General features: G+C 64.1%; 27 protein-coding genes. 13 read left to right on the forward strand and 14 right to left on the reverse strand.

Features of this window, described 5'->3' with window-relative positions:
* Nucleotides 1-31 precede the first annotated feature (31 nt).
* The 3 genes from traD to ACILRJ_RS03555 all read right to left on the reverse strand — a co-directional run bounded on the left by traD (nt 32) and on the right by ACILRJ_RS03555 (nt 1970).
* The gene (traD, locus tag ACILRJ_RS03545; protein WP_395680438.1) at nt 32-352 is read right to left on the reverse strand and encodes a conjugal transfer protein TraD; all 321 of its coding nucleotides are present in this window, start codon (nt 350-352) and stop codon (nt 32-34) included.
* Entirely contained in the window at nt 349-780 is a 432-nt protein-coding gene (locus tag ACILRJ_RS03550; RefSeq protein WP_395680440.1) for a hypothetical protein, read from the reverse strand. The genes traD and ACILRJ_RS03550 overlap by 4 nt, the downstream gene beginning before the upstream one ends.
* 692 nt (nt 781-1472) lie before the next feature.
* Nucleotides 1473-1970, reverse strand: coding sequence for a hypothetical protein (locus ACILRJ_RS03555; protein WP_395680442.1), 498 nt, complete (start codon nt 1968-1970; stop codon nt 1473-1475).
* Between the two features lie 189 nt (nt 1971-2159).
* Between ACILRJ_RS03555 and ACILRJ_RS03560 the strand changes: the two genes are divergently transcribed.
* The 5 genes from ACILRJ_RS03560 (at nt 2160) to gmtX (ending at nt 8921) form a co-directional block, all read left to right on the forward strand.
* Nucleotides 2160-3824, forward strand: a complete 1665-nt coding sequence (locus tag ACILRJ_RS03560; RefSeq protein ID WP_395680444.1) for a MobA/MobL family protein — start codon at nt 2160-2162, stop codon at nt 3822-3824.
* Nucleotides 3825-3923: 99 nt separating this feature from the next.
* On the forward strand, nt 3924-4289 hold the full coding sequence (locus tag ACILRJ_RS03565) for a hypothetical protein (RefSeq protein WP_395680446.1): 366 nt from the start codon (nt 3924-3926) through the stop codon (nt 4287-4289).
* The gene (gene gmtY / locus ACILRJ_RS03570; RefSeq protein WP_395680448.1) at nt 4286-5779 is read left to right on the forward strand and encodes a gamma-mobile-trio recombinase GmtY; all 1494 of its coding nucleotides are present in this window, start codon (nt 4286-4288) and stop codon (nt 5777-5779) included. The genes ACILRJ_RS03565 and gmtY overlap by 4 nt, the downstream gene beginning before the upstream one ends.
* Entirely contained in the window at nt 5776-8175 is a 2400-nt protein-coding gene (locus ACILRJ_RS03575; protein ID WP_395680450.1) for a VPA1269 family protein, read from the forward strand. The genes gmtY and ACILRJ_RS03575 overlap by 4 nt, the downstream gene beginning before the upstream one ends.
* Nucleotides 8172-8921, forward strand: a complete 750-nt coding sequence (gmtX, locus tag ACILRJ_RS03580) for a gamma-mobile-trio protein GmtX (protein WP_395680452.1) — start codon at nt 8172-8174, stop codon at nt 8919-8921. The genes ACILRJ_RS03575 and gmtX overlap by 4 nt, the downstream gene beginning before the upstream one ends.
* A gap of 230 nt (nt 8922-9151) precedes the next feature.
* Here gmtX and ACILRJ_RS03585 read toward each other — a convergent pair whose 3' ends face one another.
* Nucleotides 9152-10537 (reverse strand): hypothetical protein, encoded by a 1386-nt coding sequence (locus tag ACILRJ_RS03585; RefSeq protein WP_395680454.1) that lies wholly within the window; start codon nt 10535-10537, stop codon nt 9152-9154.
* 238 nt (nt 10538-10775) lie between these two features.
* On the reverse strand, nt 10776-12098 hold the full coding sequence (locus tag ACILRJ_RS03590; RefSeq protein WP_395680456.1) for a Spo0J and IME4 domain-containing protein: 1323 nt from the start codon (nt 12096-12098) through the stop codon (nt 10776-10778).
* A gap of 198 nt (nt 12099-12296) precedes the next feature.
* On the opposite strand from ACILRJ_RS03590, the gene ACILRJ_RS03595 reads away from it, so the two are divergent.
* Complete coding sequence (locus tag ACILRJ_RS03595; protein WP_395680458.1) at nt 12297-13349, forward strand: hypothetical protein; 1053 nt, start codon at nt 12297-12299, stop codon at nt 13347-13349.
* A 497-nt stretch (nt 13350-13846) separates the two neighbouring features.
* On the opposite strand, the gene ACILRJ_RS03600 is transcribed toward ACILRJ_RS03595, so the two are convergent.
* The 6 genes from ACILRJ_RS03600 to ACILRJ_RS03625 all read right to left on the reverse strand — a co-directional run bounded on the left by ACILRJ_RS03600 (nt 13847) and on the right by ACILRJ_RS03625 (nt 19803).
* Nucleotides 13847-14740, reverse strand: a complete 894-nt coding sequence (locus ACILRJ_RS03600; RefSeq protein ID WP_395680460.1) for a DUF2608 domain-containing protein — start codon at nt 14738-14740, stop codon at nt 13847-13849.
* A 72-nt stretch (nt 14741-14812) separates the two neighbouring features.
* Nucleotides 14813-16339 carry a hypothetical protein gene (locus tag ACILRJ_RS03605; RefSeq protein WP_395680462.1) on the reverse strand — a complete coding sequence of 509 codons (1527 nt, stop codon included), beginning with the start codon at nt 16337-16339 and terminating at the stop codon, nt 14813-14815.
* Nucleotides 16340-16377: 38 nt separating this feature from the next.
* Nucleotides 16378-17172, reverse strand: coding sequence for a hypothetical protein (locus tag ACILRJ_RS03610; RefSeq protein ID WP_395680464.1), 795 nt, complete (start codon nt 17170-17172; stop codon nt 16378-16380).
* An 843-nt stretch (nt 17173-18015) separates the two neighbouring features.
* The gene (locus ACILRJ_RS03615; protein WP_395680466.1) at nt 18016-18780 is read right to left on the reverse strand and encodes an ImmA/IrrE family metallo-endopeptidase; all 765 of its coding nucleotides are present in this window, start codon (nt 18778-18780) and stop codon (nt 18016-18018) included.
* A complete protein-coding gene (locus tag ACILRJ_RS03620) occupies nt 18770-19177 on the reverse strand; it encodes a hypothetical protein (RefSeq protein WP_395680468.1) in 408 nt (135 codons plus the stop codon). The genes ACILRJ_RS03615 and ACILRJ_RS03620 overlap by 11 nt, the downstream gene beginning before the upstream one ends.
* Nucleotides 19174-19803 carry a hypothetical protein gene (locus ACILRJ_RS03625; protein WP_395680470.1) on the reverse strand — a complete coding sequence of 210 codons (630 nt, stop codon included), beginning with the start codon at nt 19801-19803 and terminating at the stop codon, nt 19174-19176. Before ACILRJ_RS03625 ends, ACILRJ_RS03620 begins: the two co-directional genes overlap by 4 nt.
* Before the next feature lie 128 nt (nt 19804-19931).
* On the opposite strand from ACILRJ_RS03625, the gene ACILRJ_RS03630 reads away from it, so the two are divergent.
* Both ACILRJ_RS03630 and ACILRJ_RS03635 read left to right on the forward strand, forming a co-directional pair.
* Nucleotides 19932-20159, forward strand: a complete 228-nt coding sequence (locus ACILRJ_RS03630) for a DUF2188 domain-containing protein (protein ID WP_395680472.1) — start codon at nt 19932-19934, stop codon at nt 20157-20159.
* A gap of 53 nt (nt 20160-20212) precedes the next feature.
* Entirely contained in the window at nt 20213-20449 is a 237-nt protein-coding gene (locus ACILRJ_RS03635) for a hypothetical protein (protein ID WP_395680474.1), read from the forward strand.
* Between the two features lie 48 nt (nt 20450-20497).
* Here the strand turns inward: ACILRJ_RS03635 and ACILRJ_RS03640 are convergent, their stop codons facing one another.
* Both ACILRJ_RS03640 and ACILRJ_RS03645 read right to left on the reverse strand, forming a co-directional pair.
* A complete protein-coding gene (locus ACILRJ_RS03640; protein ID WP_395680476.1) occupies nt 20498-20746 on the reverse strand; it encodes a hypothetical protein in 249 nt (82 codons plus the stop codon).
* A gap of 152 nt (nt 20747-20898) precedes the next feature.
* Nucleotides 20899-21651 carry a hypothetical protein gene (locus tag ACILRJ_RS03645; RefSeq protein ID WP_395680478.1) on the reverse strand — a complete coding sequence of 251 codons (753 nt, stop codon included), beginning with the start codon at nt 21649-21651 and terminating at the stop codon, nt 20899-20901.
* Between the two features lie 158 nt (nt 21652-21809).
* On the opposite strand from ACILRJ_RS03645, the gene ACILRJ_RS03650 reads away from it, so the two are divergent.
* From ACILRJ_RS03650 to ACILRJ_RS03670, 5 genes are read left to right on the forward strand one after another with little or no spacing between them, the layout of a single operon-like run.
* Nucleotides 21810-22058 (forward strand): multiubiquitin domain-containing protein, encoded by a 249-nt coding sequence (locus ACILRJ_RS03650; RefSeq protein WP_395680480.1) that lies wholly within the window; start codon nt 21810-21812, stop codon nt 22056-22058.
* Nucleotides 22033-23229, forward strand: a complete 1197-nt coding sequence (locus tag ACILRJ_RS03655; protein WP_395680482.1) for a ThiF family adenylyltransferase — start codon at nt 22033-22035, stop codon at nt 23227-23229. The genes ACILRJ_RS03650 and ACILRJ_RS03655 overlap by 26 nt, the downstream gene beginning before the upstream one ends.
* Before the next feature lie 26 nt (nt 23230-23255).
* Nucleotides 23256-23639, forward strand: coding sequence for a DUF6527 family protein (locus tag ACILRJ_RS03660; RefSeq protein WP_395680484.1), 384 nt, complete (start codon nt 23256-23258; stop codon nt 23637-23639).
* A gap of 54 nt (nt 23640-23693) precedes the next feature.
* Nucleotides 23694-23900, forward strand: coding sequence for a hypothetical protein (locus ACILRJ_RS03665; RefSeq protein WP_395680486.1), 207 nt, complete (start codon nt 23694-23696; stop codon nt 23898-23900).
* A gap of 43 nt (nt 23901-23943) precedes the next feature.
* Nucleotides 23944-24108: a hypothetical protein gene (locus tag ACILRJ_RS03670; protein ID WP_395680488.1), complete on the forward strand. Its 165-nt coding sequence runs from the start codon at nt 23944-23946 to the stop codon at nt 24106-24108.
* A 185-nt stretch (nt 24109-24293) separates the two neighbouring features.
* Here the strand turns inward: ACILRJ_RS03670 and ACILRJ_RS03675 are convergent, their stop codons facing one another.
* Nucleotides 24294-25889, reverse strand: a complete 1596-nt coding sequence (locus ACILRJ_RS03675) for a hypothetical protein (protein WP_395680490.1) — start codon at nt 25887-25889, stop codon at nt 24294-24296.
* Nucleotides 25890-25896 lie beyond the last annotated feature (7 nt).

The following is a 25896-nucleotide window of genomic DNA, read 5'->3' on the forward strand; positions in this document are numbered from 1 at the left end:
CCAAGCGGCGCTCGCCATGCCCGACGAGAAATTACGATGCGCTCGTCGAAATGCCCTCCAACCATTCCTGCCCCTTCTTTCGGATGGCCAACCGCATGGTGGGTGAGGCACCCACGCGTTCCTTTCCGTCGAGCAGCAGGCCCACGATCTCGACCGACGAGAAATCTGCACACTTGGCGGTTAGGACCGCACCTCCGAACTCAAGACGCTTCCGTCGCTCTTCCCGTCTAGACCGTAGCTTCGCCAGATGAGCGTTGCGCATCTCGCGCATGAGTTGACGCGCTTTCAATGCAGCCAAGCGCTGGGTGGCCGATGCCACCCGTTCGCTCAGCTTGTCCGAACTCGAACTCATCGCGGACGCCTCCGGCAGCGCACCGTGGGCTGCTCTTCGAAATCACCTTGCGGCGTATCGCTTGGAACGTCGGTTTGAGACACGTCTTCGGGTATATCCGACGCTGCCGACGGGGCATTGCCAGCGACCCTGCCGGCTTCTTCCGCCCGCGCGCGTCGCCGCGCCTCAATCGCCGCCCGCAGGCGTTGTCCGCTGTCCATGGATGGCTTGTACTGCGGTCGGGGGCCGCGACGCTGGTTGTCGCCATCCAGAACGGTGCGGACGAGGGACGCCGTCCGGTTGGCGAAATCGTGGAGGCAAATGTCGTCCGCCGTCATCGCGAAGTGCGGGAGCCGATCGAGTTCGGACCGGTAGCACCAAATAAGGTGGTCCAAGGCGAAGCCGGCCTCAAGAAGTGCGGCGCGGTGAAGGGGTTCGTACGTGGTCATGGCGAGGCGTCCTGGTTGGGGAGTACCTCTTCGGAATACACGCCGAGCTCCGAAGCACAAGGACATGAAATATGCGATTTTTGGATTCGCATATTGAATGCCCGTGGCCATGTGACGGCCGTCACGTTACAGGCGCTGGCTCGAAGCGGATGCCGCGATGTGGAAACGAAAGAGCATGCCGTCGCAGCGGCACCCATGGGCAGGGCTCAAGCCTGGCCGATAGGAAGCGATCATCAAGGCGAGGCAAGAGCGCAAGGACGCAAACTCCCTGCGGGGTTTGCCGGCCCCTGGCGGGGCCGTTGCGCCGGAGCTGCGCCCCGGACCCCGATGCGACACGCATCGATGATCCGCTTGTAAAGGTGCGATCGTGCCCAATCGTCGTGACGCTGTGCGCGGGAAGGTGGCCTTGCCAAGGTCGAAAAATCTGCTAAGACAATGCAGGTCGACTTGAGGGTGATGCGCTATGAAAGTCAGTACGTTTTGGAACAAAGCTTTTCTCGCTGCGCTCCATCGCTTGGCCGCTGCGGATGCAGAGGCGGAGGCGGATGAAGCCACCCGCCGTGCTGTTTCGAGCTGGCAAAAGCATGCGAATGACTACGTCCCTACCATGACATTCCGTGGAGACCTAGACGTGGCGAAGCATCCGCTCCAATTGTCCAAGTTGGCGCCGCCTCCCGAACTACCTGACTACCTCAAGCCGGTGAGTTAGCGCGCGGATCAGTCGGAGCTTGCTGCGTAATAATTCTCTGCATTGCGGCAATCTCCTTTGTTGCAGCAAGCAAGCGGAGCTCCAAAATCACCGCGTGGGATGCATCTGCAAAGCGACCGACGAAATCGTTCCCTATATAGGCGTCGGTACAACGCATACCCCCTCCAAAGGTGTTCGAAGTCAACGCAAAATTCGTCGGCTTCGGAAGTTCTTGCGTATCAAGTTTCACCCACGAATCGTAGCCGTCTGCGAATAAGATGGCCCAAGCATCGTACGCAAAACTGGCCAGAAACATCCCGGCGTTCGTGTAGACCTCGAAGTCGTACTCAGTAGTCGAACTCGTCTCACTCTTTTCAACTTCGCTGAAGGATGAGGGTGCGGATGTTAACGACGGCGGTAGGTCGGGAGCCGGTTTCTTTGCCTTGATGCCGTGCGTCTGGCGCGCCACTTTTTCAACATAGCAATGTACAAACTTGCGCACGGACATAATGATCCTTGTCAGTGAGGAGGCGTCAAAAGCAAAGCAAGAAAAGGTCACCCGCAATCGGTGAAGCGCGAGACTGTTGGACGCACGCAACATGCGCTCCCATATCGTTGCATAGTACGGTTTCGCACATCCAATGTCCTTGCGGATCCCGATGTTTGCCGTACGGTGTAGTTCACACCGCCTATGGCCATCTACTACTCCCGCCTCTCCCCCATCTCCCGCTCCCGCGGCCACAGCGCGGTCGCGGCGGCGGCCTACCGTGCAGGCACGCGCCTCCACGACGAGCGGACCGACCAGGCGCACGACTATTCGAAGCGGAAGGGCGTCGTGTCCGCGGCGATGCGTGCTCCAGTACGCGCCTCGTGGGCATTGGACCTCGCTTCCGTCTGGAGCCGCGCCGAACAGGCGGAAGTTCGGCGCAACGCTCGAACGGCGCGCGAGCTGGTTGTCGCCTTGCCCGCAGAGCTGACCGAGGTACAGAACGAGCGGCTTGCCCAGGACATCGCACAGGACCTCGTCGACCGTTACGGCGTCGCGGTGCTCGTGGCGGTCCACCGACCCGACGCGCATGGCGACGATCGCAACGTCCATTGTCATCTTCTGATGAGCACCCGCGTCGCCGGTCCCGAAGGGTTCGGTGTGAAAGTTCGCGTGCTCGACGACCGGACAACAGGCCCCATTGAGGCCGAAGCGATGCGGTCGCGGGTCGCCGAATGCATCAACGCCGCCTTGGCTGCCGCGGGACACGCCAAACAGGTCGATCCCCGGCCACTGAAGACACAGGCCCGGGATGCGGCGGAGCGAGGCGACTTCGCTGGCGTCGTCGCGCTCACGCGTACGCCGACCTGCCACCAAGGTCGGGCCGCCTCGGCAATGGCGCGGCGCGGCGGTGCATCCGAAATCGTCGTCGACAACGCGGCCGTGCGGCGCGACAACGCAGAGGTGACCGCATGGGGTGCCGGGCGTGCGCAGGTGCTGCGCCGGGTTGCGCAGACACGAGCCGCGCGCAGCGTTCGCGCGTCGAGCGTGAATCTTGGCGATCGGCTTCGGCCGCGCAATGGGTTGGGTCCGCTCAACGCCTTCACGCGGGCGACGGGAGCCGACGCCGAACTTCTCAACGCCCAAGCACAAGCGGCCCATGAAACCGCGCGCGTGGAACGCGATGCATCGGAGCATCTCCTCGATCTCATGGCCCGTGCCGCGAACCAACACGCATCAGCCATTCAGGCCCATTTTGAGCTCCTGAACAAGTCGGGCGCGAGCGCCGCCACCGCACGTTCGGCCTCCTCTTCGGCAATGTATTCCTGGGAAGTACCGAGCCGTCGGAGCGAGAAGGGATTGCCGGACGCACGAGCGGCGCGGACCTCGGTCCAACGAGCGCGGGCCCGCGAAGAGCGAGATCGGGGGCGCCTTGCTCGTGCGGAGCGCCGAACGGACCGCGCTGCAGGGGAGCCCACCTACTCCGAAGGCTTGCAGCCACCGACGTGGAAGAAACCGCTCACGCGTCGGCAATGGGCCGAGTACCGCCGTAGCCAGCGCTCCGCGCTCCGCGCCGCTGTTGCGGACGACGGGCAGGCTCGGCACGTCGAGGTGCGCGAGGCGGGTGCCCGCGCACGTGGGGCGCACAAGAAGGCGCACGCTGCGCCGCGCGCGCCGGCCGACGCAATGCGCGCATCCGAAGCGATGCATGCGCAAACCGCACCGACCGCGCTGACGCCAACCCCCTCACTCTTCGGCGAGTTCGATACCGTCCAGGCGGACCTGGCCCGGGCGATGGACGCCCTGGTCCGCGGGATGCCGTCTCCTTCATACCGGCCCTCGATGCGTCGACGCCCGACGCCTCCATGATGGCAGTCGGACCGCGCCACCTTTGGTTGAAGCTGGGGACTTGACGCGCCGCACAACCTGCATACGTTGGACGAAACGTCTCGCGTCGAGGAGCCAGGTGTGGACCGCATACAACCGATCGTCGCGCTGCTCGTCGAGCGACCTCTGTGGTCCAGCGCCCGCATCGCGCGCCACGTCCAGTGCGATCCTCGCAGGGTGCGGCGATACAGAAGGTTGCTGGCGGAAACCGACGTCGAACCGGCTGCATTCTTGGATTGTGACGTTGCGACGCTCGATGAGTTCTTCAACGGTCGCCGGGGAGCACCGCCGCGCCGCCGCGTGCCCTGCTTCGCTGAGCTCGAACGCGAGCATCCCGGATCATCGGGGCGTTCGCTGTGGCGCGCCTACGTCGCCCAGGCAGCGAAGAAGGGTGAGCTGCCGATGAGCTATTCGCAGTTTCTGCGGCGGTGGAAGGGCGTGGCGTGAGCGCGAATGACCTGCATCTCGGCCTCCACCGCGGCTCCGTCGCGAACGATGAATCTCCAACCGGCGAGCGGGCCGATGACGCCCACGTATGCGCATTGACGACGGTTGCGGCTGCCAGTCGTCGAAACGAGCGCTTCTACGTCCTGTACCGCCGCTCGGCGCATGACCACGCATCCGAAGCGGTTGCGCCCTTCGTTCCCTTGCTTCAGTTCTTCATCGACCGAGGGATGGCGAACCGCTTGCAGCGGCAGCGTACGCATGCGCGCAGCGTGGCGCTGCTCCTCGATTACTTGGCCGCGCGGGGCGACTCGGTGACCACCGCGCCAGCCGACGCACTTCAGCATTTCGTCGATGACCTCGTGGCAGGAACGATGGATGATGACGGGCGCGATCCGACCGGATTGCGTTGGCCGCCTCGCTCAACCGCAGTGGTGGAGGCGCACCTCGCGCGCATCACCGCATTCGCAGATTGGCTCTCTGAGCGCGTGGGTGGCCGTTCGCTCAACCCGTGGCGAACTGCACGCCCGGAGGAACGCATCCTTCAACTCCGACGTTTCGATCGCCGCGCCGCCGGTGCGCTCTTGGCTCATGCGTCGTATCGCGCGCACGAACGCGGCGCTGCGGAGCGCGTGCGGAACGTACGCGCGCCTCGGTACGACCGCGGCGGGTTCGAAGAGGTGAGAGCGTTCGACGAGAAGGCGTTTGCGCGGCTCATCGAGCACGGTTGGTCGCGGCGAGTACCGGATGGCGCGGCATTGGCACAGCGTTTCCGGTTGCGGGACCTCATGCTCAGCGTTCTCATGCACGGCGGCGGGTTGCGTGTCAGCGAGGCGTTTCACCTGTTCGTGGGTGATGTCATCGAAGATCCGGACCACCCTGGCACAGCGCTGGTGCACCTCTTTCACCCCGAGTCCGGTCAAGCGCCGGACGACTTGGGCGGGCCGTGGCGGGACCGTGCGCACTACTTGCGCGATCGGTGGGGCCTGCGCCCTCGAACGTTGGAGACGGGCGCGCTCCAAGCCGGCTGGAAAAACCTGGCATTGACCGACACGCGACGCAAGGCATCGCGCGTCTACTTCTTCCCGACGCACTGGGCCGAGCTCTTCTGGCTACTCTACAGAGCGTATGTTCGCCATCGCCCTGATGGGGACCATCCTTGGCTTTTTGTGAGCGAGCGCTCAACAGAGCGCGGGCGGCCCTACACGATCGCCGCGTTCGAGCAGGCGCATGTCCGAGCAGTGAAACGCGCAGGGCTTTCTCACGGCAAGCGTCACGGCACGTCGCCGCACGGACATCGGCACGCCTACGGACTTCGCCTCGCCAACGCCGGGATCGACCGGCGTGTGGTGCAACGCGCGCTGCACCACCGAAGCCCCTGGTCGCAGGACGTGTACACGGCTGCTCAGGCTAGAGAAGTAGCGGCCGTTCTGGATGCCGCTTCGCAACGCATGAGTGACCAAGCGGCCTTCCGCATCGCGGAGTCGCCATGAAGCATTCCGCCGTGGCCGCTCGCCCCTCTTCTCATGTTCGGAGAGATACCAGCAATGGCGCCAAACGGGAGGAAGTCGTTGACGTGGGGCGCGAGCGACCATTCCCGAAGCGATCGGACCCTTGCTTCACCTGGGCAGTGAACCATCCACAACTGGATGCGTGGCGCAACGCATTGACCGAATGGGTAGGCCAACGGGCAAGTCGGCGCGCAGCAGTCGAAGTGGGCAACGCCTTGCTCGACTTTGCGCACGAGGCGCCCACGCTCCGAGAGTCGCCGGAGGTTGTCTGCCGCCGTCAGGCACCTCACGGCGCGTCGTTCAACGATTGGTTGGCGGGGACGCCGAAGAATCGACCGGCGCTCGTGAACCTCGCTCACGAGTTCTTCGCGTGGTACCTCGACAAGCACCTCAGCGCGGCCGACGACTACGGCCAGCCGGTGCGCAGCCCCAACCACTTCAACCCCGTTCCGCGGCGGATCCAAAGCCGCCACTCGACGGAAACGAGTAGGGATCCGCTGCCCACCCGCTACGTGCGCGAGCTCCGGCGATTGCTGATGGCCGATGACTGGGCATGGGCCAAGAAGCAGCGCCGCGACTGGGTGGCCGCCGTCGACACGCAAACGGGCGAACGTGTGCAGACATGGTGTCCGGTGCGCGCCTCCGCGATCGCGTTGAAGCTGCTTCTACCCTTGCGCACATTCCAAGTACGCATGCTCGATTCTGGAGAGGGCGATTCATGGACCCATGAGGCGACGGGTTGGAAGCCCAATACCGGCCCGCATGCAGCTGCCGGGACTCGGCTCGTGCGCCGCGGTTTCCTTCGTCGGTTCACGGACGCTGCCAGCGGGACCGAGATCACGGGGTTCTTCGTCAACACGAACAAGACGGCCGACGCGCTCGCCGACGAGGCCCAGCACGGCTACGAAATCCCATGGGAGAACCAGGAGGCCATCGGAATCGTTGATGCTTTGGTGGCGTGGCAAGCGCGCTTCAACCCGATTGCCGGGCCGCTGGCGTGGGCCGATGTCGCCTCTCCCGACGTGCGCTTGGCGGGGATCGCGAGGGCCGGAGATGTGTATTTCCTGATGCGCGACCCTTGTTCGAAGGACGCGCGACAGCCGATCGGCAAGGAAACGCTGGACGACTTCTGGGCGGCCTTGCTGGACGAGCTTGAAGATCGGGTGGCCGCACGCGGCGAAATGCGGCCGAACGGTACCCGCATCCAGTTCGTTCGAAAGACGAAGAAAGAGTCCGGCCGCTTGGCGCTCTTCGGGCTTCACTCGCTGCGCGTCAGTCTGCTGACGGCGCTGGCTACAGAAGGCGCGGTCCCTCTGCACATTCTTTCGAAGGTCGTGGCAGGGCACGCGTCGATCGTCATGACGCTGTACTACGTAAAGACGAATCCGGCGGAGCTGACGCGCTGTCTGACCGAAGCCTCTCAAAAGGTGGATGCCGCCGAGCAAGCTGATTTCGTCCGCTACCTCGCTTCGGAACAGCGCAAGGAGGAGGCGTTTGTCAGCAACGATGCGGCCGGCACGACGGCGCTGAGCCGCATGGACGCCGGGCTTTGGAAGACGATGTCGACAGGCGTCTGTCCGGTAGGCGGCACACGCTGCGGTGATGGAGGGCCGAAGCTTTCGGGCAATCGCTACGCGCCTGTGCCGGGCGGCTCGCTCAACTGCGTCAGCTGTCGTTTCCACATTACCGGCCCGGCCTTCGTGCCCGGGCTCGTTGCGCGCTTCAACGCAGCCAGCTTGGCGATGGAAGGGGCGCGGCGCGAACTTCGGTCCGCCGAAGAGGCATTGACGGTTGCGGAAGATGCTCGTTTCGACCGAGAGCAGGCCGGCCAAGAAGGTGGCGCGTTGGACGTGGCGCGCGCGCACAGCCGCTTGGAAGCGGCGGAAACGCGGCTCGCGGCGAACGTGGCCGCCATGCAAGCGACCTATGGCCTCATCGAGCGATGCAAGGCGGCGGCACGCAACACCCAGAGCGGTCTTAACCTCGTACTGGCCGGCTCGATGGACGACATCGAGGTGGCGGTACGCGAGACGACGCAGGTGGATCTCTGGGATGCCGTTTGCCACGCTGCCGACATTCATCCGGCTCCTGAAGTGACCGAGGCGACGCTGAGGCGATCGCAGGCGATAGACCGGTTGCTGATGCGTCAAGGAGCGCCACCCTTGCTGATGGATATGCCGGACGATGTCGCGCGGATCGCCGGCAACGAACTCATACGATGGATGAGCCGTCAGGTCGGCCGCGATTCGGCATTGGCGTTGCTGGACGGACGGGCAGCCGGCACACCGGACGTTGACCAACTCGTCGCGGAAATGGTCGACCAGCTATCGCATGCCGCTGGAGCGGCATCCACTTCGCTGTCGGTGCGGACGTCATGACCGCGCATGAAACGGAGACGCCCGACGGGGTGCTGGCGCGCTTGCGGGCGCTTCATGCAGATCCGCGTCGGCAGCGATCCCTATTGGTCGTCGACGAGGTATGCCGTTTGCAGCGCGAACATGGAAGCCACGACTTCAGCGTGAAGACGATCGGCCGTCTGTCCGCCACTCGCAACGGTCCGGGACGCGCGGCCATCGCGAATCCCAACGGAGCACCCTACCGGGAACTCATCGATGCGCACCAGCGAGCGACAGTTCCGATGCGTGCGGCGAGCGGGGGTGCGCAGGACGACGAAGCCGCAATCTTGGCCGGGGTCAGTGGGCCGCTCCAACGGGCGCGCGTTCGCACGGCGCTAGCCGACGCTCGCCACTGGGCCGAAGAGGCGAAGCGATGGCGCAGGAAAGCGAATGCCCTGCAGGCGATCGCCAATGCGTCCGCCACTCTCACCCTGGAACCCGGAGAAGGGGCCGGCGACCTGCCGACTGCTCGCTTGGGTCGAGCGGCGCGCATCGAGTTGCTGGCCACCGAGAAGGCCGCGCTGGCTGCGGCGCTCGATGGGCGGCGCCTTGGAACCATTGGCCTTCGCACCGACGCACGCGGGCGCGTCCTGGATGCGGAAGGCCGGGTTGTTTTTCCTATTGGATTTGCCACGATGCTTGCGAAGGTGGCGGTCGCGTTGGGCGTTGAGTTCGGTGACCGGACTTCGGTGACGTCATCGACGCAACGTCGTGATTCCTTGGGCTAAGTGGATCGGTTACTAGGGAATCTATCGGTTTTCCCTAGTAACACGAGGTCACCGAACGCAAGAGTTCTGCGTGGAAGGTTTAGCTGCGCAAAGCGCAATCGCTAAACCGGGGCGCGCCGCATAGCGGGAGCGGCCGATCGAGGTGAGCTCGTAGAGGACTGCGCCGCATTGTCTCGACATTCCCGGACCCCAGACCGTCCTCGTCGAATCGCACGCGCGCCGGACATCGCCTACATGGTCTGAAACGCCTTGGGATCATCGGGGCCAGCGTAGTGTGGCAACCGAGCGAGCGATGTGCGTAACGCCGACCTCGCGAGAAAGGTTGCGTACCTGCGCTCCTCGTCGAACGGCATCATGAGATCGACATGGTTGCCATGCAAAAACTGCGAGCGTCCATGGCTGTAGATGCGGTTGACCACCTCCTTGAAGGTCATCGGCGCAGGCCCTTTGACCATGACATCGTTCGCTTTGCGGCCGGTCTGGTGGAGCAGCATTGCGCGAATGCCCTTTTCCATCCCTCCTCCGGACAGGATGTCGAGACTTGATGCGAGCTTGGCGAGTGCAAGGCCGTCGTGCGTCTCTCGGCAGCCTTCGGAGGCGACAGCCAAGGCCGTCGCCCATCGCTGGATCAGCTGCGGATGCTTGGAGCGTAAAGGATCCAAGAGGGTTCGAATGACAGCACCAGCCGATTTCAGCAACTTCTTCTCCTTAGGCGAGGCCACAGCCGCAATCGCGTCTGCCTCTGCTCCAGTCCATCCGCGGAGCTTCAGTCCAGAGCCTGGAATCCAAAGGTGGCCTTTCGACTCCATAAGCGTCGAGCCGCTGACAGGGACGACGCGATCGTCGCCGAGGACAAACTGTGCATGGTGTTCCGCATCCTGAAAGAGGAGCGCGAGGCAATCGAGCGCTGTGCGAGCTGCGTAGCGTGCACGTTGTCTCGACAGTGCGCGTTCGCTGCCTGTGACTTTGACCTTTAGGACGGACGGGGCGTCCTTGATCGCCCGGTATACCCAATCGGCCAGCGGCCATGGTTTGGATGGGCGCGCTTTACCGGCAAGGAGCTCCCGCACGCGGCGTTTCCAATCGGTGTCTCTTTTCCCGGGGCGCTTCGCGAAGTATTGCAGAGCCTTGCGAGAGAAGTGGACCGAGTCCAGCCACTTGTCGCGAGTAAGAAAGACCACAGGCCCAATCGCGAATTTCCGCTGAGCCTCCACGTTCATGGTCCACGCCGGGAAGGAATGTGTGAACTCCGTGGTCAAAGCCGCGACCGCTTCCGTTAGTCGCTTCTTCAAGCACGCCTTTCCGTTCGGAACGCCGCCGACTTTCGGAGCGAAATCGCCCGAGGCGTAGCAATCGGCGATCGCCTGCCGCACCATCGCGTAGTAATCGTTTTCGCCCAGAATCTTGGGCAGGCTGTTGGATGCGCGGTACAAGATGTGGCTGATGTGGAGCAGTGCTTCGAGGGACCTCTTCGTGTAGTGCAGCTGATGGCCGCTCTCCGCCGTCACGAACGTTGGCAGCACACCTTCATCGAGCTTGTTGACGTCGACTTGTCCATCGGGATGAACATGGTCGAACTCTTCGATCACTTGCGTGAGTGCCTCATCCAGCTTCATGGCGTGCTTCCTGCTTTGCGGCTGCACGATTGTGCGTTCTGTGGACTGCCCAGGGGAATGTAGGTCCTTTCGGCACATGATTGGAGAGCGCATCGGCGGATACGTGGCCGGAGGAAGAGGGATATTCCAGGCAAGGCAGTACGGTGGCCGCGGCAGATCAGCGCCAACGTGCCAGGGTGACGGAGGCTCGCCTCGCCACAAAGCGATGCCGAGCAGACGGCTGCGCAATGGTCCTGGCTCACCGTTTCGTTCCTTTCGGCTTGGCGGTGGGCTTCGCCCGGGGAGTCTTGCGCTTGGCACGCGCCGACACCTTTCGCGACCGAGGCTGACCCGACGCCTCATTCCGTCCCACCTGAGTCTTCTTGGCTGCCGCGTACGTGCCGTCATTGGCCGCCGCGCGCTTCGGACCCGACGGCGGCATGGCGACCTGATTTCCCAGCGCGAGCCATCCTTTCCGGGCTTCGCGGCTGAAGAGCTCGACTTTGGCGGCGTCGGGATAAAGCCGTTCGATTTCGTCGACAAAATGCGGCGGCTTTCGGGAATGAGCCTCCACGCAGTCCGGGTCGATGAACACGCTGGCCATCGGCTTGCCTGCACTCACGAGCCCCTGCCCGCGCTTTCCCATGAGCAGGGTTTCATGCTTGGGCAAGATGGCGCCGAGCGTGGGCACGCCGCGCCGTTTGATCCACACCGCGGCAGTGACGTAGCGGAAACCCCAGGCTTCAAGGACCTCCAAGGCGTCCTTCAGCAGGCAGTTCGGTGTCCAGAGGAACAGCACCGCGTCCTTCGCAGCCAAGCGGGAAACCGGCAGCTTCTTGATGGCATCCAAGTCCATTGTGGGGTAGTGCCGCTCGGGCGCGGCCGAATGCGTCGACAGCCTCTTGTTTCCATAGTCCCAAGCGGGATCGGCGAGGAACAGGTTCAGAGCGGTGTGCTGCGTGCAGAGCTGGTCCAGCGACGCGGCGATGTCGCCCTCCTGACTGACCGCGCGCTTGGCTTTCGCCGCCAGCGTGCGGCTTTCGACGACGCGGACCGCCTGCGGCAACGACCACTCTCCCTTGAGAACCTTGGCGTGGACGTCCGGCGCGCCCTTCACGCGCCGGTAGCGGTCCAGGGTGTCCGCGCTGATGCCGGCGGCGCGGGCCGCCTCCTCGCGGCTCATGCCGGCGTCCCCGCGGGTGTGCTGGTTCACGCCCTTGGTCCAGGTCGCGAGCACGTCGGCCATGGCGGCGCGGACGCCCAGCGTCAGCTCCCGGCGGCAGGCGTTGATCTCGAAGAACGAGCGTCCCAAGAGCAAGGGCGACGCTGCATCGCTGTCGTCCACGGGGAGGTCGAGGATCCAGGGCTCGCGTCCCAGCGCGGTCAGGGCCCGCATGCGCCGCCGCCCGTCGACCAGCTGCCCGCCGCGGCGGAGGATCGGGACCAGCTGGCCGTTCTGGCGGAGGCTGGCTGCGAGGTTTTCGTCCGAGGGCCCGTCGGCTTCCTGGACGTGCGCAAGGACCGCATCAAGGGCGGCCACCTGGTCGGGTGTGGCCAGACGAAGTCTTTTTGAGGAGTGCATGGGAATATCCCCGGTATGCTGCGCCGTTGCAGCACCCGCCTTATCCACCTCAGGAGGGGCCCTGCACTGCAACGCAAAACCTGCGGGGGTTTTTGACGCATGCCGTTCCAGGGATTCGAGGAACCGTTGTTCACGGGCGAGCGTCGGGGCGGACGTCCCTCGAACGAGCCATCTTCGCGACTCCGAAACCTCGCCTGGATGCGCGGTCTTCTGCGTTCGCTGGACGACGTGGAACGCTGGGCGCTCGAATGGGCCGGTCGTTCCCCGCCCGGGCACGACGCGCCTCCAGCCAATGAGCTCCAGGTAGGCCCGTCCCTCGCGCCCGTTCCGCGCGGCTGGCACGACCGGTCGGCCGATGCCGACGTGCTCGCGGCCTACTTTGCTCGGCCCCTCCGCCCGCCGCTTCCCGAAGATCCGTTGGCGCGCACCCCCACGTTGCTCGACCAGGTGTTTGGCCCACTCTTCGGTGGCGCCGACGGAAGCGGCGGCAGGTACTTCTCCGATCGGGTGCAGCGGGGCCTGATACGGCCCGACGCGACACGCCTCCAAAGGCTCGACGACCTGGTTCCGGGGTCGCGCCGGGCGTTTGAAGCGGAGCTATCAGGGATGGACGTCGGCTGGTTCTACGACGCCCTGGACTTCACGAATCCCTGGTTCGCCCGGCTCTACCTATGGCGTGCTCAAGACCCCGATTTTGAAGACGCCGGGTGGGACGGCTTGCTCGCGCCGTCCACCGTGACCACGGCTCTCACGGTTGCGCCAGCGCTACACGAGCAGCGCCACGCGGCCTATACCGTGTCGGCGCACGACGCCGAAGCGTTCGAAGGGCTCATCGGTCAGGCCGCCGCGTTCACGGTCCAGCCCTCCTTGCTGGTGTCGCCTGTGGGCGAGCTCGATGCGGTCCTGTACCGGGTGCATGCCGCTGCGGCGGCAGCCGGCTCCCCAGGGAAGGCATTGGAGATGGTGGCGGTGGTCAGCGAAATGGCGCCGGAAAGACAGTGGGCGATCTTGAGCAACGCCGTCGCAGCCTGCCGACTGGCTCGATTGCTCGACCTCGACACGACAGTCCCGACTTGGTGGCTTCGTAGCGTGCGGCAAGGAATGGCTGCTCGCCTTGATGCGGCGGATCGCGAGTGGTACTGCCCGCTTTCGGGACGGCGCCCCGCTCTCATCACCGTCCTGACTGCTCTCGATCAGGTGGTGGTCGCAAAGGGCGAGCCGAATATCTTCGACGAAGGAGTCGAAACCTGACGGGCCGGTGGCTGTCCCTTGCGATACAGGGGCCGGCGACTTAGGAAGCACCCAACCGGAACACTGCGACCAGAAAAACCCGTACGGGCGACCCTGGCTGCGTGCGAGAGCCAATTACGCGACTGCCGCGGCAAAACCTCGCCAATCTTTAGGACGCCGCTCGATCGCCTCGCGACCTATTTAGCGCCGTGTTCCGTCGGCCCATACGCCCAAGTGGGTCCGCGCCGAACTTGGGGAGGAAGCGCGGTATCACGGCGCACGTGCGGGCGATCGAAGGGCCTGCCGAGTCCGACGCCCGAGGGTCTCTGGCGTGCACCCGATCTTGCCACTGATCGAACCGATCACGGCCCACTGCGAGTCCCGGTCCTTGTGGTGCTCCAGAACCATCCGCACCGCTCGCTCCTGCACCTCAGGGGAAAAGTTCGACCTTCTGATCGCTCCATCCTCTCAAGGAATGGAGCATCCGGGAAAGTCGGGGCGGTTCAAACTCGTGCCAGCTACTTGGGTGTCAAGTCGCATTGCCCCGCGTCAATACGCGCCCAACGATCCGGGAACGCTTCCGACAGCGTGGTCCTGAGTTTGCCCCATTCCGTCTGCGCTTCGCTGATCTCGTGGGGATCTAGATCTGGCGGCAGTACTTCCTTAACGCCCATGTACTGAAGGGCGACGACCGGAATCGGAGAGGGCAACCCCTGCAGGGCCTGGCGCACGTCCTGAAGATTTTTGGGACCGTCATCTACCATCACCACGGTGGCGTAGCGGTTTATGTCAGGGAGCAAGGCTTTCAGCGCATCACCCTTGTTACCGCCACCGGTCATGTAGACGCCGTGCTCGTAGCTCCAGCCGTCGATGAGCACCGAGGAAAGGACTTCTCCCTTGGCGTTGCGAAGCATTGGGAGGTCGTTGTATCCGGCATGCCGCCATTCGCGTTCCGTTGGTCCGCGTGAGCGCGGGTTTCGGGACGTCAGCGCGATTCGATCGGCGGTCAACGCGTTGACCGCGGCCACACCGGCTTCGCCATCGCTGGGAACCTGGCTTCCCAGTTCGTAGATCATGCCGTTGACGTCGCCGAGACAAGGCACGCGAGCAGGATTGCCGGGTTCGGCACGCAGCTTGTTCTGCCACGAAAACCAACGGTCGCTTCCGAAGAACTTTCTGTGGGCGGATCCCTCGGGTGGCGTGGTCAACAACGTGTCGTCGATGTCCAGAACAACGAGGACGGGTCCTGCCGACGACGCCACGTACTTGCTGGCTTCTCCGAGGTGGTGAATCGGGATGGGTTCGTCGAGCGAATGCTGCTTGCTGGGCGTCTGCGCGCAGCCGACCAACAGCGAGGACACGCCAGTTCCCATCGCAACCACCAAAGCCGTCAGCCCAATCGTCATCTTCATCTCGGCCTCCACAGCACCACTTTGCTTCGACGCCGCGCCTAAATGCGGATCGCTCGTCTCGGGAGTTCTCGATTACCGGAATCCGGAGGTTGTGCACGCACGAGGCGCTTGCTCCGACTCTATGGCCGCTGCTCTGGCGTCCATCGCGCTGACAATGAAGGCTCCCGCTCCCCGATCGAACACGTCGCTGTGCGCCCCACCGCCTGTACCGGGCATTTCGCAGTTGATGAAGGCATCGGACTTGACGAGGTGCGGTCCGCCCAGCGTGAGCCGCGATGGCTCCGTGATTCGTCCCTCTGCATCCGCTTCGAGCACTTCGCAGCCGAAGACCTTGAGGTTGCCGTCGCGATCATTGAGCACGCGTTCGGGCGAATGACCTCCACCCACCAGAACGCCGATGGGCAAGGAGCTTGTTGCGGTGTCGTTGGCGGATGAGCTGAGGAGCACCATCGCATGCGGATCGCGATTCGCGAACCACGGCTCTTTGCCTTTTTGCTCGCCGTATCGATTGATGGGGAAGGCCGCCTGCAGGCCGGCGAACGCGATCGGTGGGTAGGAGGCGGGCCTGGGGCGACGAATGATGTCGGACAAGTACAGCGCGGTCCCGACCACACGGGTGCCGTAGCTGTGACCAACCAGGGTGACGGGGGTCTGATGACGGGCGGCGACGGGAATAACCGCGTCCTGGACCAAACGGTTGACCCAGGTCAGCCCGAGCTCATCGGCGTCGTTTCCTTTGGTCACGACGCTCGCGTGCGTCAACTTCCAGAGCTTCCATTCCCAGCTCGATTGCCAGGAGACGGTGATGTACAACGGACGGAAGGGCTTTGCGTCCGTTGGGGCGCGCGCATGCTGGATGGACGCCATCCAGTCCATCGTGTTGTAAAGGGTTTCCCGCTGGGGCGTGTTCCAGCCTGTCGATAGCACGACGATGTCCGTGATCCGACCGCTTCTCAGAGCGTCGTCGAGCTCGGTCGCCAATGTCCCGAGGGCGCGCAATCCGTTTTCGTAGAGCGTTTCGTCGCCCTTCGTGTTGCGAGAGCGCGGCGCGATGGGTTCGTCGTACGCGTTGTACAGAAATCGTGCGTCACCGTAGCGCCCACCGCGAACGCCATCGATGGCGACCACGTGTGTCAGGAGCATTGGACGTCCCTGGATCATGACCTTGCAAATCGAGTCGCGTATCGACGTGTCAAGCGGCGCGACGTTGAAGTCGCGGCCTTCGCAACGCTGGTTGACATGTGCCGGTGCGTTGCGTCGGGGCTTTTCGATGCCCACCAGAAAGATGGGCGCCGCAACGTCGAGTGCCCTTGTGTCTGGTCGGTCGGGAACGGATCCCGCCAGCGTCTGGCGGGGGTGAAGGACGATGTCGTGGTAGATCGCTTTCGCGTGCAGCTCGTCAGTTCGAGCAGCGTACCGCTGCTGCTGGTCCGCCGAGAGTTCTGCGTCTGGGGGCTGTATGGATGGGTCGCTGACAAACGTGGGCTGCTCTGCCACGCCGGTGCAGACCGGGATGCGCGGGCCGGTCGCACAGGCGGACAAACTCGCGGCAAATGCCGCGACCCAACACAGCGCGTTGATTCTTCCTGTTCGGTTCATGCCTATCCCCCGGACGTTGGTTCTCCAAAGGCCCCTGATCACCCCAAGGCGTCGCATGCTTCAGCGAGTTCTTCCTTGCTCGGCGGACGATCGTCGGTGCCGACGGGCATTCCCTTGATCAACTGCCGGAATGCCGCTTCATCTTCAGGTTTGTTCTTGCCTTTCCAAGACACTTCCAGCAACTCCATAGGCGGTGCGCTTCGGGACGGGCGGAACGTCCAGTGCTCGATCTTGACGTCCTTATGGCTCTCCCACGGAATCCGCATGCGCTCCATGCGGATGGCGCACGGTCTCGGTGGCGCTGATGCCGACAGACTCCCCGGCTTCCCGGAAGTGCCTTCAACGTCGCAACTGAGGCTGGCCGTCCGTTTGAACACCGATCCCGAAGGGTCGAGAGCGACATCCCACTCCCCCTCGACTGCCGCGTCGTCGCAACCGACAAGGGCAGCCGCTCTCGGTGGAACGACGTCGCTGCCGCGCACCTTGTACGTCCAACTGCGGTCACCGCGGCGCCGCAGGATGGCGCGGACCGGTGATGGCTCAGGCCCGGACGCCGAAAGTCTGAAGTAGCGCACTTCCACCGCAGGTTCCTGCTGTGCATCGGCGGACAGCTGAGCGTGTGTGCGCAGCCACATGGCCACTTCACTGACGGTGGTCAGCGACTGGAAGGGTTTCCATCGAAGGGAGTATTCGGCTTTGCGCAGATCCGTGACGGGAGGAGGCGCGATAGCGGTAGGTTCGGGTGCGACGACCGAGTCGCGCTTTGAGGAATCCGCGTCGCGCACGGAGCACGCGGGAAGCAGTAGCGCGAACGCTATGGAAACCAAAAGCACGCATGTGCATCGCATCGGCATCTCCCCCTGAAGAGCACGGCGCGGACCAGGCGCAATGTGGACCTAAAAATCCGACTCGTCAACAGAAGCGGACAAGGCGCAAAGGGGAGAAGGTATATTAAGTGCGCCAGCTTTTTGCTTGCTCGCTGCGATTCGTAGCCGCTCGAACGAAACGTACGAGGCGCGTGGGCTGACGGCGCGCAGCCACGGCGCGCGCTCGCAGAAGGCGGCTGCGTTCGCTCGGTGCGATCCGGCGACCTCGTATATTGCAGCCGGACATCCTTGCTGGCGGTCGGCATTCGCATCAAGCTCATGTAGGAGATTTCCTACACGCCTCGCGCTTGGGCACCGCATCGGTATACCAGACAACCGCGACGGCACTAGCAGGGGACTATGTTCTGCTCGAAGCGCTCGGGGGCCCTCACGCGCAACGTCCAAGCCGCGCGCCGGTTGTCGCGGATGCTGGGGTCTGCGACGTTACCGACCGCGTGGGGGCTGCGCGTGGTCCACGCTAGCCTAGGCGTGCCGTTCCGCGCGGTGGAGGCGCGTGCCTACTTGCGGCTGCGCCGTGGTAATCCACCGATAGATGACATCGTCGCCTCTGTGGTCTAGCAAAGCTTGCCGCCGCAGCGGCAAGCTGGTGATTCGAGCCCGGCCAAGTCATACGCTGCCGGGACGGCGCTGGGCGCTACGCGAGGATTTTCCCATGGTCCAAGAAGTGTCCACGAGGACTGGCTCACGTCAGCGTAGAAGTGCCTGCAGGTGCGTGAAAGGCGGGGGGGCCGGGAAGAGCCGACACACGATACGACGAAATCGCGACCGCGACCGATCCAGGTGGCGGACCTAGCGCAGCAGTTCAAGCGTCGTAAGAACGGCGTCGGGAAGCTTCAGCGACTGGCAGCACACGTCCTTGCCGCGCGTGGAGGGGCCAGACATCCATCGTGTGGCGGGCTCGGTGTGCGGACGCGTGCGCCCGCCCTCATCGCCGTACAGTAGCTTGATGGCGGGTCCATCGTAATGGAGCTCGCCCAGGATATAGGCGTCCGGCGGCAACGAGCGCGACTTGCGGAACCAGCAGCGGCCATCCGCCAAGTGGCACGCGACGGCGGCCGGCCGAGCAGTGTGGCGCAGCAGCTTAAGTACGGCCGCCGTCAAACTCGACCGAAAGGCGCGCGCCAGTTCCTGGGCGGCGTCCAATGTGAAGGCAAGGCCTTCGGCGCGCGGTGCCACCAGGTAGTCGGGAAGGACCAGCTGGCTCGCGTAGTTGTTCGCGGCCGACTCCCGGCCTTTGGCCTCGGTGTTCGAGGGCGAGATGTCGTCGGCGGCGCACAGCGCGCCTCCGACGGCGCGGTCGCACTGCCAGTGCGCAAGTTCGTGGGCAAGGGAGAACCGCTGCCGGCCGGGGTATTTCGGATCCGGTTTGATGCTGATGATGCCGCGGTCGCCGAAGACGACGAGCCGCGCTTCGCATCCGTCGAGCGCCCGGTACCGCACCTCGGCGCCTTCCGCGGCGGCGATGCCATCCAAGTCGATGAACTCAGGCTCGACCACGCCATGCCGCCACAGCAGGGCCTCGCCTGGGGAAAACGTGGAGGGGTTAATCCGCATGCTCATCGGGCGGCAGGGCGCCCATGTCCACGAGGTCGTCGTACAGCGACTGCCAATCCGCCTCGGATTGCCGTTTGCCCTCGCGGAATGCAACGGCCAGTTCGGGTCGTGCGGCAACCACATCGCGGATGAGGGCCTTGATGACGTCCAGCGCCGGGCGTTGGCGCTGCCGCGCGCTCAACGGGGCATAATCGGCGCTGCGGGCGGGCTGCGACTCTCGGGCAATCCGCGCAGCGGTGGCGCGCACGGCCGAGCGCCAACGTTCCCCCTCGGCAGCGGTGTCGACGCCGTCTTCGGCGTCCTCCCTCTTCAGCTCCTGGTCCGACAGAGCAAAGGCATCCAAGGCCGCCAGGTACCGCAGCCTCATGAGGTTGTGCCGTTCGTCGTGCTGGGTCATGGCGCTTTTCCAGGGATCGCCAGCTTGGCCAGCGCGCGGCGTAAGCGCCGGCGGATCGTGGCGTACTGGGTCGCGGTCCAGCCTTCCTCTTTTCGAATCTGGGTCGAACGCTGCCCGTCGCGCAAGCGAAAAACAAGCATGAGCACCTCGTCGTCCTCATCGAAATGGGTTTCCACCGCAGCCAAGGCTGCAGCGTCCTGTCGGGCGGCCGCCGCGCGCTCTTCCTCGTCCAGCCAGGCGCTTTCCGTCGACCCTACATGAAGGGGCCCAATGGCGAAGTCGTGTGCAGCGACGCCTTCGGGGATGAGGTCTTCGAAGTGATCGGTTTGCGATTGTGCCGGTGCCTCGACCGACGCATTCGCCACCGAGCTCATTGTCATGAACAGGAAAACCGGCAACGGGACGTGGAGGGGCCAGCGTCGGCCTCGCTCGCCGCGGGCGCCGCGCATGGCCCGCGCCACCGCTTCGTGAACGAGTTCAAGAGCGTCCGTGTATTCCGTGCCGAACAGCAGAGGTTGGCCCGCGCGCCGAAGACGTCCCCAATCCTCATCGCTGAGGGTTTCCAAGGCCGCACGCAGTTCGCCCTCTGAGGCGTATTGGATTGTTCCGCGGTCCGCCGAGTCCATCGACGCCTCCTTGACCACTTGATGCGGTGCTCCGTGAAAACTCGGACATCTCTTCTGGCTGTCCGAGTTTTTCCGGCGCGCCGCATACCTAGGGAGCGGCCCCTTCCTGCCGCCCGAAAAGGATACCGATGAACGGCAAGCGCAACCAACACGTGGTGCCACACGCGGACGGGTGGGCGGTTCGCGGCGAAGGTGCCGAGCGCGCCAGCGGCGTCTTCGACACCAAGGCCGAAGCCACAGCAGCCGGGCGCGCGATCGCCCAAAACCAGGGCACGGAACTCGTCGTCCACGGACGCGATAGGCGCATTCAAACGAAAGACAGCCACGGACACGACCCGTATCCGCCGAAGGGGTAAACGATGGGGCTGCTTCGGCAGCCCTTTTTTCAACACAAACAGAAGGAGCCTCGATGGCCCTGTACAAGTACGGCGAACACCTGCGCACGAGCACGCACGCCGCTTTCGACGAGCAGAACGAACCGGGTGCGGCGGCTGCGCACGCCGGCATCTACCGGTGCGTTGCGTGTGGCGACGAGATTGGCATCGCTAAAGGTCACACGTTGCCGCCGCAGAACCACCACCAGCACGCCGCCGGCCTCGGCCGCATCCGTTGGCAACTCATCGTCTACGCCCAATCCAAAGGTTGAGTCTCGGCGAGAAGGGGAGGTCGATGCCACACCCGTTCCAATCTCGCCTCATGTCTCTTTCGGGGTGACTGCTGCGGACTCGCGTATCAGCCGAAGGAACCGGTCGCTGCGCATGACCATCTGCGCGTGGAGCGAACGGCGGCGCTGCTCCAGGTCGTCCATGTCGTTGGCAAAGCGCTCGGCTTCTTCCGGGGAAACCCGTGTGAGCAAATCCCAGCGAATGGGGAGGTTGAAGTACGCCCCAACCTCTGTCCACACGGTCTGTTCGGGGACGTCGATGTGCTCCGGAACGTCCACGTGCTCCAGGACACGGCTGTGCTCCGAAACCGAAATCGGCGCAGCCAGGTCGGGCTTGCGAGGTGCGCCGGGGTGGACAGCGGTTGGCCGGGGCGGAAGAGCCGTTGACTCGGTGGCGCCGCGCGACTCGAAAACACGAGGACGAGGCGTGACTACCGCGTTCGCACGCACGTTCCCTTCGACCGCGCACTCGCCAACAACGCTCGACCGGCTGGCGTGGGATTCACCAGGTCGAGCGTGAGGACGCATTCCAGGGGGCTTCGAATCCAAAGGTCTCGTCCTTCAGGGGTTACCAAGAGCTGCGACAGCAAGGCGTGCTCGGGGAGGCGCAACCGAGCCCTCATCGTGGCGGTGAGGCTTCGGAGAATCTCTGCGGGAACGGGACCGTCGAAACCCATCCTGAGCCACTGTAAGCGGCCAACCCGTTTCGTCAAGTCGACCTCGGTGTCGGCTTCAACGTGGACGTCGATGCGGGCGATACCCAGCCGATGCGCTGCTTCAACTTGCAGGCACAGCGCCGCCCAGGCGATGCCTTGACCTTGGAGGGGCTCGCTCAGGTAGTAGCCCCGGTTGCGAAGGACGGGCCCGACGTTCGGGTCGTCCGACACATCCAGGCGGCGCCGGCTGGGCGAGCTGAAGACGCCATCCCGTGCGAGTGCCAGCGCGCCGCTGCGCAACCGGCCAGAAGGGCCGACGTTGCTGCCGTCGAGCATCCAATGCGTCATGCCGCCGCCCATCGGGCGAGGCGGCTCCACGTCCACAACCGTCTCATCCACCGCACCCGCCAGACGCCACAGGTCCAAGTCGGACAGCACCTGTCCCCCAAGGATGACCTGCTCCGAGGATTTGCGGCGAACCCTGATGTGGCGGCCCGTGACGGCCTCCCAACGCGGCGTGCTCGGCATGACGAATCCTCCCAGGAGGTTGGAGCTGGCCGTTCCAGATGTCCGAGTTTTCGCTGAGCACCGCATTCATAAGGAAGCGGGTTGAAACGCCGCGGTCGTGTCTCGTGACGTGAGACAGCCGTGGTCGTTCATCGCGACACCAAAGGAGAAGAAGCCCCATGAGCACCGAAAAGAAAAAGTACGAGATTTTTGTCAACGAAGACAAGCACGAGATCGAGACGCACGCCATCACCTACGAGCGCGTGGTCGACCTTTACCTGGGCGAGGGTCAGCCTCCGTCCAAGCAGTACGTCATCAAGTATTCGCACGGTCCGTCGGAAAACCCGAGCGGAACCCTCGCCCCTGGAGAAGAGGTCAAGGTCAAAGATGGAATGCGCTTCCGTGTTTCCGGCACCGGCGAGTCCTAAGCGGTTCGTCCAGGATCTCGAAGAGCTGGGCTACGACACCGGCATCGTCGGCGCGCATTTTGCGCTGTACGGGTTGCCGTACCTCGACGAGGCCGGCGGCCTCCAGCACGGCGATCTCTTCAGCCCTGTTAACTTCGATGCCGACGGCGTCATCAACGGTTCGGACACCCATCAATGCTGGTGGGTGGGCAGTCGTCCGTTCGGACGGGATCGCAGTGACCTGGGCGTGGGGTATGCGGACAACCCGCGCCTCATCGTCGAAGGCCTCACGGCGAACACGTCCTTTTCCTTGAAGCTGCGTGACGGCGACGCCCCACCGCGCGACTACGCGTCCTTCGAAGAAAAAATGCTGACGTACCTCCACGTCATCGTGGGCCCTGCCATGGCGGCGCACCCCGATGCGACTCCGCTGCGCGGAATCGAGCGGCGTGCGGAGGAACAAGGCTCACCCCTTCGTTGGCCAGACACCATGTCTGCGAACTACGGCATCAACGACATCGCCAACCGTTTGCGCGGCAAGAAGGTTGCCATCGTCGGTCTTGGCGGTACCGGCTCGTGCATCCTCGACTTCATCGCGCGCACGCACCTCGAAAACATCACGTTGTTCGACGGCGACAAGGTCCACGTCCACACGCTGTTCCGCATCCCCGGCTTCCTCGGCAAGAAGGTCATCGGCAAGCCGAAAGTCGAGGTGTTGGCTCAGGTCTACGACGGGTGGCACGCCGGCATCACGGCGGTCGCTGAGCGCGTTACGGCCGACAATATCGAGCAACTGCGCGGCTTCGACTTCGTGTTCGTCGCAGTCGACGACGGGCCCGCGCGAGGCGTCCTCCTTGACTGGTTGAGCAACGCGGGCATCCCGTACGTCGACTGCGGCATGGGACTTGTGCGTTCCTACGGAAGCACCCTCAACGGTCGCGTTCGCGTCACCGGCGTCGATCGCGCCGCCTACGAGCGGACCGAGGGCACAATGTTTCTCCAGACCGACAACGCCAAGGATCATGAGTACCGCAAGCAGGCTCAAATCATCGAGCTCAACGCGTTGAATGCGGCCTGGGCCGTCGTGCGCTTCAAGCAGCACTTCGGCCTGTACGAACGCGTCGACGAGGCCGCTGGCTACATCTTCGAAACCGCGTCGTTCGAGGTCAGCGCTGGGGGTCCCCCGCAATGAGGTATGCGTACCAAGCAGTCGAACGCATGCCCAAGCCCTTGAGTCCGGGCGTCGTGTACCACAACGCCGAGTTCGAGCTCGCGGCACTTCTGTGCGCCTGCGGCTGTGGTCACCGCATCACTCTTCTGGTTCCCGACGGTCACCGCATTTCAGTTGATGGCAACGTGCCTTCCATCACGCCCTCCATCCTCGTCGCCGACGCGCCGTGCCGCTCTCACTACTTCATCACCGGCGGTGAAGTGGACTGGTGGCCGGCGATGTCGGTGCGTCAAGTAGAAGCGGTCATGCGCAAGCAGGTGGCGCGCCACGTTGCCGTCGACCAGGCGAGCCGCTCGTGGTGGGAGCGGGGACGGCGTTGGGCGCTGCGGACCAAAGGCAAGGTCAAGCGCTTCTTTGGCGGGGCCCCATGAGTCAGAGCCGCACAAAACACCGAACAACAACCTTACCAGGAAAGGAGTTAAAACATGCCCCGTCGCCGTTCGGTCGTTTGCCCGTCGTGCGGAACGTTCCTGTGCGCCCGCGATACGCGGTGTGAGGTCTGCAACGCGTGGAGCCCGCGCGTGAAGCAGGCAGTCTTCTTCAAGGGGGTAACCGTGGCCGCGGCGCTGTTGGGTGGGCTTTACGTGTGGCACGCCATACAGCAGTTCGGGACGACGCTCGTGCCGCATTGATGGCGACTTCGTGGCGACGTTCTCTTAAGCTCTTGGAGCCTTCATGAGAACCAGTCAAACCAGCATCTTCGTCGAAGCCGACAACGCGGACGCGCTGCGAGCGCTCCTCGCGAACATTGATACCGATGTGCCTCTGCGCTCCGAAGCCCGAACCACTGAGCTGAAGCGCATTAGGAAATACATCGAGGAGAAGAAGCCACAAGAGTGAGGTGTATGCGCGTCTCAGCGCCGCGCATGCTGCCCTGAGGATTTTCCCGCGGACGTCCTGTAGATTTCGTCGGCCAGACTGGTGCTATGTGCGGGTGACGCCACTGTTCTTTCCGGGTTTTAGAGCGGGCTTCGCCAATGCGATTGATCGCGGCGCAGCCTAAGCGCTTATGTTCAATCGGGAGCTTATCCGGCGCTCACTTCGCCCGTCGGAGGCGACCAAGGGGGTTCCGCGGCGGCAACACGCAGATAGTCGATCTCCATCTTGAACTCGGAACGCAGGCGCGCGAGGAAGTCGGACGTGTGAGCATCCAAATCCGGCTCGCCCACAACGATGAGCTTCGCCGGCTCCAGGCCGCCGACGCGGAAGCCGTACTCCAACAGTTGTCCCATAGCCTGGCGAACCACTTCACCCGCGGTGGCGGCAATCTTGATCTCGTAGAGTTCACGGCGCCCGTCGGGCCGGCGCGCAATGGCGTCGGCATAGCCGCCTGTGCCCGTCGGGTATTCGGTCCAGACGTTATCGCGGCCGAACGTTTCAACCAGCGTGTCGTACAGGGCGGTCTGAACCGCGTTGTGCCGGAGGACGATGGCACGGCGTTGCGGTGGTAAGTCCACGAACGCCTCGGCCGCGCGGGGCGTGTGCCCCGGGGGGATGTCGTTGGATGCGGAACGCGATCTCATCTGCTCGATGACGAACCAGGGGAATAGGTTGCGCGCCAACGCATCCTCATGGACGCCTGCGCGTTCCATGTGGCCGACCAATGCCTGCGCGCGGTCTGCCCAGCCACGAAATCGCGGCAGGACAAAGCCGGTGTTCTCGACAAACCACTGGAGAACACCCTCTTGGCTGGGCGCATCCACAGTCGTGTGGTAGTGCTGCGGGTGAATCCCCGCGAACGCGCGCGCAATGAGCAAGCGTGGAACCATGCTGACCCGTCCTTGGGCTTTCCAGCCCTCGAACCGTTCCACGATGCGTTCGAAGTTGCCGGGTGTTGGGTCAGCTGCGATGTCGCGAATCACTTGAAGGAGCTCGGGCCGCATTTCGTCGACGAGGTCGAACTTCAAGACGCCTTGCCCCGCGTGGCTGATGGCGTTGTCGACCGTCTTCCACAGCACATCGAACACGTCCTCCGGACGACCAGCAGACAGGGCGTCCGCGATGGCTTGAATCGTCGCCCGGTAGCGAGGCATCCATTTGTCCTGAAACCACGCATCCGGCGCACGAAAGCCAGAGAAGAAGTTCATGGCTTCGGGCGTGAGTTCGATACGCGATGGTTCGGTGGTCGGTTGACCCTCTGGGGAAGGTCCAAGGACCGAAGCGGGTGAAGCCGACCGGGGTGGAGGGGGACGGCCTTCGAGCCGTGCATGCGCGGCAGCGACGGCGTCCGCCGAGAACTCATCGGGAAAGCGAACGACGATGGCTTCAAAACTTAGCTCTTGAAGTCCTGCATCTTCGAGCACCTCGAATCCTGTCGACGGCCGACGACTGAGCACCATGCGTTCAGCGGCAGCCAACACCCCATGCCTCTTGAACATTTGACGTGTTCGGTGGGCGGGTGAAGTGCGCCCCTTGACTCGGCTCTGCTCCTCTTCGTAGGCATAGAGCGCGATGGCGATGGCCTGCTCGGCGGGGCTGGTGAAGCCCTCCTCAATGGCCCGCAGCTCGCGCATGCGCTGAAGTGCTTGGACCTCCAGCTCGGGGTGGCCCAGCCGCCGCGCATTCTCCGCGAAGCGGCGGGCATCGTGAGGTGTCTTCAGCCTTGCGATACGCTCGTCCACGACGTTT

Origin of the sequence: Dokdonella sp., assembly GCF_044227025.1 — a bacterium.
In the GTDB taxonomy this organism is placed as follows: Bacteria; Pseudomonadota; Gammaproteobacteria; order Xanthomonadales; family Rhodanobacteraceae; genus Dokdonella_A.

What these genes read in the sequence shown, in the direction of transcription:
- traD (WP_395680438.1), bottom strand. Translation starts at nt 352, where the DNA reads ATGAGTTCGAGTTCGGACAAGCTGAGCGAACGGGTGGCATCGGCCACC.
- ACILRJ_RS03550 (WP_395680440.1), bottom strand. Translation starts at nt 780, where the DNA reads ATGACCACGTACGAACCCCTTCACCGCGCCGCACTTCTTGAGGCCGGC.
- ACILRJ_RS03560 (WP_395680444.1), top strand. Translation starts at nt 2,160, where the DNA reads ATGGCCATCTACTACTCCCGCCTCTCCCCCATCTCCCGCTCCCGCGGC.
- ACILRJ_RS03575 (WP_395680450.1), top strand. Translation starts at nt 5,776, where the DNA reads ATGAAGCATTCCGCCGTGGCCGCTCGCCCCTCTTCTCATGTTCGGAGA.
- gmtX (WP_395680452.1), top strand. Translation starts at nt 8,172, where the DNA reads ATGACCGCGCATGAAACGGAGACGCCCGACGGGGTGCTGGCGCGCTTG.
- ACILRJ_RS03585 (WP_395680454.1), bottom strand. Translation starts at nt 10,537, where the DNA reads ATGAAGCTGGATGAGGCACTCACGCAAGTGATCGAAGAGTTCGACCAT.
- ACILRJ_RS03590 (WP_395680456.1), bottom strand. Translation starts at nt 12,098, where the DNA reads ATGCACTCCTCAAAAAGACTTCGTCTGGCCACACCCGACCAGGTGGCC.
- ACILRJ_RS03595 (WP_395680458.1), top strand. Translation starts at nt 12,297, where the DNA reads ATGCGCGGTCTTCTGCGTTCGCTGGACGACGTGGAACGCTGGGCGCTC.
- ACILRJ_RS03600 (WP_395680460.1), bottom strand. Translation starts at nt 14,740, where the DNA reads ATGAAGATGACGATTGGGCTGACGGCTTTGGTGGTTGCGATGGGAACT.
- ACILRJ_RS03605 (WP_395680462.1), bottom strand. Translation starts at nt 16,339, where the DNA reads ATGAACCGAACAGGAAGAATCAACGCGCTGTGTTGGGTCGCGGCATTT.
- ACILRJ_RS03615 (WP_395680466.1), bottom strand. Translation starts at nt 18,780, where the DNA reads ATGCGGATTAACCCCTCCACGTTTTCCCCAGGCGAGGCCCTGCTGTGG.
- ACILRJ_RS03620 (WP_395680468.1), bottom strand. Translation starts at nt 19,177, where the DNA reads ATGACCCAGCACGACGAACGGCACAACCTCATGAGGCTGCGGTACCTG.
- ACILRJ_RS03625 (WP_395680470.1), bottom strand. Translation starts at nt 19,803, where the DNA reads ATGGACTCGGCGGACCGCGGAACAATCCAATACGCCTCAGAGGGCGAA.
- ACILRJ_RS03630 (WP_395680472.1), top strand. Translation starts at nt 19,932, where the DNA reads ATGAACGGCAAGCGCAACCAACACGTGGTGCCACACGCGGACGGGTGG.
- ACILRJ_RS03635 (WP_395680474.1), top strand. Translation starts at nt 20,213, where the DNA reads ATGGCCCTGTACAAGTACGGCGAACACCTGCGCACGAGCACGCACGCC.
- ACILRJ_RS03645 (WP_395680478.1), bottom strand. Translation starts at nt 21,651, where the DNA reads ATGCCGAGCACGCCGCGTTGGGAGGCCGTCACGGGCCGCCACATCAGG.
- ACILRJ_RS03650 (WP_395680480.1), top strand. Translation starts at nt 21,810, where the DNA reads ATGAGCACCGAAAAGAAAAAGTACGAGATTTTTGTCAACGAAGACAAG.
- ACILRJ_RS03660 (WP_395680484.1), top strand. Translation starts at nt 23,256, where the DNA reads ATGCCCAAGCCCTTGAGTCCGGGCGTCGTGTACCACAACGCCGAGTTC.
- ACILRJ_RS03665 (WP_395680486.1), top strand. Translation starts at nt 23,694, where the DNA reads ATGCCCCGTCGCCGTTCGGTCGTTTGCCCGTCGTGCGGAACGTTCCTG.
- ACILRJ_RS03670 (WP_395680488.1), top strand. Translation starts at nt 23,944, where the DNA reads ATGAGAACCAGTCAAACCAGCATCTTCGTCGAAGCCGACAACGCGGAC.